Annotated in this window: 4 protein-coding genes; 3 read left to right on the top strand and 1 reads right to left on the bottom strand. The window is 63.2% G+C overall.

The window, feature by feature from the left end:
• On the bottom strand, positions 1–1,769 hold a 1,769-nt coding region (gene aceE, locus ABWP92_RS15925), incomplete at its 3' end, for a pyruvate dehydrogenase (acetyl-transferring), homodimeric type (RefSeq protein ID WP_353236384.1).
• A gap of 178 nt (positions 1,770–1,947) precedes the next feature.
• Between aceE and ABWP92_RS15920 the strand changes: the two genes are divergently transcribed.
• From ABWP92_RS15920 to ABWP92_RS15910, 3 genes are all read left to right on the top strand, one after another.
• Positions 1,948–4,497, top strand: coding sequence for a PAS domain-containing sensor histidine kinase (locus ABWP92_RS15920; RefSeq protein ID WP_353236383.1), 2,550 nt, complete (start codon positions 1,948–1,950; stop codon positions 4,495–4,497).
• Positions 4,494–5,117: a response regulator transcription factor gene (locus tag ABWP92_RS15915; protein WP_353236382.1), complete on the top strand. Its 624-nt coding sequence runs from the start codon at positions 4,494–4,496 to the stop codon at positions 5,115–5,117. The genes ABWP92_RS15920 and ABWP92_RS15915 overlap by 4 nt, the downstream gene beginning before the upstream one ends.
• 131 nt (positions 5,118–5,248) lie before the next feature.
• A partial coding sequence (locus ABWP92_RS15910) for a tetrahydrofolate dehydrogenase/cyclohydrolase catalytic domain-containing protein (protein WP_353236381.1) occupies positions 5,249–5,925 on the top strand: 677 nt, incomplete at its 3' end.

Genomic DNA, 5,925 nt, shown 5'->3' with positions numbered 1-5,925 from the left:
GCGATCCAGCTGGACATGCCGCCCGCTTCGTTGATGCCTTCCTGCAGGATCTGGCCCTTCACGTCTTCCTTGTAGTACATGACCTGGTCCTTGTCGACGGGCGTGTACTGCTGGCCATGCGGGTTGTAGATGCCGATCTGGCGGAACAGCCCTTCCATGCCGAAGGTACGGGCCTCGTCAACGAGCACCGGCACCACGCGCGGGCCGAGCTCCTTGTCGCGCAGCAACTGCGTGAGAAAGCGCACATAGGCTTGCGTGGTGGAGATTTCGCGGCCTTCCGGAGTGGGTTCCAGCACGGCCTTGAAGGTGTCCAGCGACGGCACGGTGAACTGCTCGTCGGCCTTTTCCCGGCGGTGCGGCAGGTAGCCGCCCAGGGCCTTGCGGCGCTCGTGCAGATACTTCATCTCCGGCGTGTCGTCGGCCGGCTTGTAGAACGGGATATCGGCGATCTGGCTGTCGGGGATCGGGATGTTGAAGCGGTCGCGGAAGGCCTTGATGTCCTCGTCGCTCAGCTTCTTGGTCTGGTGAACGTTGTTCTTGCCTTCACCGATCTTGCCCATGCCGAAGCCCTTGACGGTCTTGACCAGCAGCACGGTAGGCTGACCCTTGTGGCCGTTGGCCGCGGCAAATGCTGCATAGACCTTCTGCGAATCGTGGCCACCGCGGCGCAGGTTCCAGATTTCGTCGTCGGACATGTGCTCGACCATCTTCAGGGCTCGAGGATCGCGACCGAAGAAATGCTGGCGAACATAGGCACCATCGTTGGCCTTGAAAGCCTGGTAGTCGCCGTCGTTGCACTCCATCATGATCTTGCGCAGTGCGCCGTCATGGTCCTTGGCCAGCAAGGCATCCCAGCCCTTGCCCCAGATCAGCTTGATCACGTTCCAGCCGGAGCCACGGAACTCGCCTTCGAGCTCCTGGATGATCTTGCCGTTGCCGCGCACCGGGCCGTCCAGGCGCTGCAGGTTGCAGTTGATCACGAAGATCAGGTTGTCGAGGTTCTCGCGCGCCGCCAGGCCGATGGCGCCCAGCGATTCGACCTCATCCATTTCACCGTCGCCGCAGAACACCCAGACCTTGCGGTTCTCGGTATTGGCGATACCGCGCGCATGCAGGTATTTCAGGAAACGCGCCTGATAGATCGCCATCAGCGGCCCCAGGCCCATGGACACCGTCGGGAACTGCCAGAAACCGGGCATCAGCTTGGGGTGGGGATAGCTCGACAGGCCCTTGCCATCCACTTCCTGACGGAAGTTCATCAGCTGCTCTTCGCTGATGCGGCCTTCCATATAGGCGCGCGCGTAGATGCCGGGCGAGACGTGGCCCTGGATGTAGAGGCAATCGCCGCCATGGTTCTCGCTCTCGGCGTGCCAGAAGTGGTTGAAGCCCGCGGCAAACATGTTGGCCAGCGAGGCGAACGAGCCGATGTGCCCGCCCAGGTCGCCGCCTTCGGGCGGATGGATGCGGTTGGCGCGCACCACCATGGCCATGGCATTCCAGCGCATGTAGGCGCGCAGGCGGCCTTCGATGATCAGGTTGCCGGGGCACTTGGCTTCCTGGTCGGCCTCGATGGTGTTCACATAGCCGGTGTTGGCGGAAAACGGCATGTCGATGCTGTTTTCGCGGGCGTGCTCCAGCAATTCTTCGATCAGGCGGTGCGCATACTCGGCACCTTCGCGGTCGATCACGGCAGACAGGGCGTCCATCCATTCGCGGGTTTCCTGGGGATCGATCTGTTTGCCAGACTTGTCTTGCGTTGCATCTGTCATGCCGCGTCTCCTTTGCTAGAAATTAAGTGCAATTAAACGGTTGATTTGCCCGGAGTTTCGCATAAATTTCGTTAAATTTCGAATCGTGCCATGACTTTTTATAATACGAAATTTTGTTGCGACAGCACATTTTTTCTCGCTATGAAATTCCCCTCGGACTCCCCTTAAACTCCGAGGTATGCAAGCGACAGAAACCTCGGTTCTCCCCTCTGCCGAAACACTGAAAACCCCAGTGCGCTGGTGGCGTACCTGGTGGCGCAGCCTTTCGCCCAACCGGCAGGACCGTTTTGCCGTGCTGGCTCCGCTCGCCGCCGTCCTGATGTTTCTTGCCGCCATCGTCGCTGCTTTCTGGTATTTGCGCACGGAGGAGGTCGCGCGCGAGAAAGAGGCCCTCAAACGGGACGTCGAATATGCGCAGCAGCGGGTGCGCCTGCGCCTGCTGGAGCGCCAGGAGCAGATCATGCGCATCGCGCGCGACCTCTCCAACGAGGACCTGGACCGCGCCGAGTTCGACCGGCGCTCGGAAGCGCTCATCAGCCAATACCCCGAACTGCAGGCCGTCACCTGGATAGACGAACGCATGCGCATCCGCGCGACCCATGCCGCCCCCACCGTCACCAGCGGTCAACTGCGGGTGATGGGCGAGGAGATCAAGCGCAGCGAAACCGCCGACATCTTCATGCTGGCACGCGACATGCAGCAGCCCGTGTATTCACAGCCCGTGAGCATCAAGGACGAAGCGCCGCCGCTGCTGCAACTGCAGGTGCCGCTGTCCTCGCAGGGCAAGTTCGCCGGCGTGGTGCTGGGTGAATACTCCATCGACAGCCTGCTGCGCTACGGCACGCCGACCGAAGTGCTCGCGCGCTACGCCGTCACGCTGCTGGACAGCAAGGGCAACGTGCTGGCCGGAACGCCGCTGGCGCCCAGGCACGGCGCCTTCATCTCCACGGACAACCGCGCCAACGAATACGAAGTGCCCGTATCCCCCGTCGGCAATGGACTGATGCTGCGCGCCCAGGCCTACCGCACATCGCTGGGCATGGTGGGCAGCGGCCTGTTCTGGCTGGTGGGCGCGCTCTCGGCCATGACCGCCTGGCTGCTGATCGCCACCTGGCGCCACACCCGCCGCCGCATGCAGGCGCAGCAGGCGCTGGTGTCGGAGACCAATTTCCGCCGCGCGATGGAGAACTCCATCCTCACCGGCATGCGCGCGGTGGACATGCAGGGCCGCATCACCTACGTGAACGCCGCCTTTTGCCAGATGACGGGCTGGAGCGAGGCGGAGCTCGTCGGCCAGACCCCCCCTTATTCGTACTGGCCCGACAACGACAACGAGGCCTTCAAGGCCAAGACCAACGACGAACTTTCAGGCAAAGGCGTGCCCGGCGGCTTCCAGGCCCGGGTCAAGCGCAAGAGCGGCTCGCTGTTCGACGCGCGCCTTTATGTGTCGCCGCTGGTGGACGCCAAGGGCAAGCAGACCGGCTGGATGACCTCGATGACCGACATCACCGAGCCCAACCGCATCCGCGAGCAGCTGACCGCCTCGCACGAACGCTTCACCGTGGTGCTGGAGTCGCTTGACGCATCGGTGTCGGTGGCGCCGCTGGGAAGCTCCGAGCTGCTGTTCGCCAACCGCCTGTACCGCCAATGGTTCGGCTCGCAGACCGACGGCCATCTCGAACTGGTCGCCCAGGCCGGCGTGCTGCCCGCCAGCGACCACAACAGCAGCGTGGACGACGAGGACGGCCTCATGGGCCTGCCCACCGATCCGCTGACCAGCGCGCGCTCGGAGAACGCGGAGATCTTCCGGCCCGAACTCGGCAAGTGGCTCGAAGTGCGCTCGCGCTATCTCAACTGGGTGGACGGACGCCTCGCCCAGATGGTGATCGCCACCGACATCACGCCGCGCCGCCTCGCGGAGGAGCAGACCGCGCGCCAGGCGGAGCGGGCGCAATCGGTCAGCCGCCTCATCACCATGGGCGAGATGGCCTCCAGCGTGGCGCACGAGCTGAACCAGCCGCTGGCCGCCATCAGCAATTACTGCAGCGGCATGGTCTCGCGCATCGAGGGCAAGCAGATCAGCGAGGAGATGCTGATTTCCGTGCTCCAGAAAACCGCCCACCAGGCGCAACGCGCGGGCCAGATCATCCAGCGGATCCGCCAGTTCGTGAAAAAGAGCGAGCCCAACCGGACGCTGGCCGACGTGCACGGCATCGTCAACGAGGCTGTCGAGCTGGCCGACATCGAACTGCGCCGCAATAACGTGAGGCTGACCCACTACGTCGCCGCGCGCCTGCCCAAGGTGATGGCCGATACGATCCTGATCGAGCAGGTGCTGATCAACCTGATGAAAAACGGAGCGGAATCCATCAACCAGGCGCAGCGCCCCACCGCGCGCAGAAGCGTGGAATTGCGCGTGGTGCCGCGCCACATCGACGGCCAGGGCGTGGTGGAGTTCTCGGTGCAGGACACCGGCAAGGGACTTGCGCCGGAAGTCCTGGCCCACCTGTTCGAAGCTTTCTTCTCCACCAAGCAGGAAGGCATGGGCATCGGCCTGAATCTATGCCGCAGCATCGTTGAATCGCATCACGGAAGAATGCATGCGGAGAACATCTACAATGGAACGGAAGTGACCGGGTGCCGGTTCTCTTTCTGGCTGCCGCTGACGACCACAGCGAGCGCCACTACTGAAACTGTAGCAACGCCCAAGCCAAGGACTATCGAATGAGTTTGATCCCCAAAAAAGGCACGATCTATGTCGTCGATGATGACGAAGCGGTACGTGATTCCCTGCAATGGTTGCTCGAAGGCAAAGACTACCGCGTGCGCTGTTTTGACTCCGCCGAGTCGTTTCTGGCGCGCTACGACCCGCGCGAGGTGGCCTGCCTGATCGTCGACATCCGCATGGGCGGCATGACCGGCCTGGAACTCCAGGACCGCCTGCTCGAGCGCAACTCCCCTCTTCCGATCGTGTTCATCACCGGCCACGGCGATGTGCCGATGGCGGTGAACACCATGAAGAAAGGCGCGCTGGACTTCATTCAGAAACCGTTCAAGGAAGACGAGCTCGTGCCGCTCGTCGAGCGCATGCTCGATCATGCTCGCGAAGCCTTCACGGGCCATCAGCAGGCCGCCAGCCGCGACGCCCTGCTCTCCAAGCTGACCGGCCGCGAATCGCAGGTTCTCGAGCGCATCGTCGCCGGCCGCCTGAACAAGCAGATCGCGGATGACCTGGGCATCAGCATCAAGACCGTGGAGGCGCACCGCGCCAACATCATGGAGAAACTCAACGCCAACACGGTGGCCGACCTGCTCAAGATAGCCCTCGGCCCCACGGCCAAGGCCTGATCCCGCCCATAACCCGGAGCTGCCTGCGTCCTTCGAAGCGCGGCAGCTTTTTCATTGGCGCGCACGCTCGCGCCAATGCCCTGCCCCTCTCCCGCGATTCCACTTCGCCCCTTTCGATTTCTTCTCGCACCATGACAGCCCACATCATCGACGGCAAAAGCCTCTCCGCCCAACTCCGCACCGAAGTCGCAGCGCGCGCAGCCGCCCTGAAAGAAAAATCCGGAACGACGCCGGGACTGGCCGTGATACTCGTGGGCGACAACCAGGCCTCCCAGGTCTATGTGCGCAACAAGGTAAAGGCCTGCGAGGAGGCGGGTTTTCATTCCGTGCTTGAAAAATACGATGCCACGATGACCGAGGCCGAACTGCTGGCCCGCGTCGAGGCGCTCAACAACGATCCCGCCATTCACGGCATCCTCGTCCAACTGCCGCTGCCCAGGCACATCGACGACCACAAGGTCATCGAAACCATCTCGCCCGCCAAGGACGTGGACGGCTTTCACGTTGCCAGCGCCGGAGCGCTGATGGTGGGCGAGGTCGGCTTCAAGGCCTGCACGCCCTACGGCTGCATGAAGATGCTCGAATCGATCGGCATGAAGGATCTGCGCGGCAAGCATGCCGTGGTGATCGGCCGCTCCAACATCGTTGGCAAGCCCATGGCGATGATGCTGCTGGCCGCGAACGCCACGGTCACCATCACGCACAGCGGCACCGCCGACCTGGGTGCGCTGACGCGCCAGGCGGACGTGGTCGTGGCCGCCGTGGGCAAGCGCAACGTGCTGACGGCCGACATGGTCAAGCCCGGCGC

It is taken from the genome of Diaphorobacter ruginosibacter, from assembly GCF_040396215.1.
GTDB classification, from domain to species: Bacteria; Pseudomonadota; Gammaproteobacteria; order Burkholderiales; family Burkholderiaceae_C; genus Diaphorobacter_A; species Diaphorobacter_A ruginosibacter_A.
The sequence above is the reverse complement of the archived record's forward strand: the minus strand, read 5'-3'. Positions and strand labels throughout refer to the sequence as shown.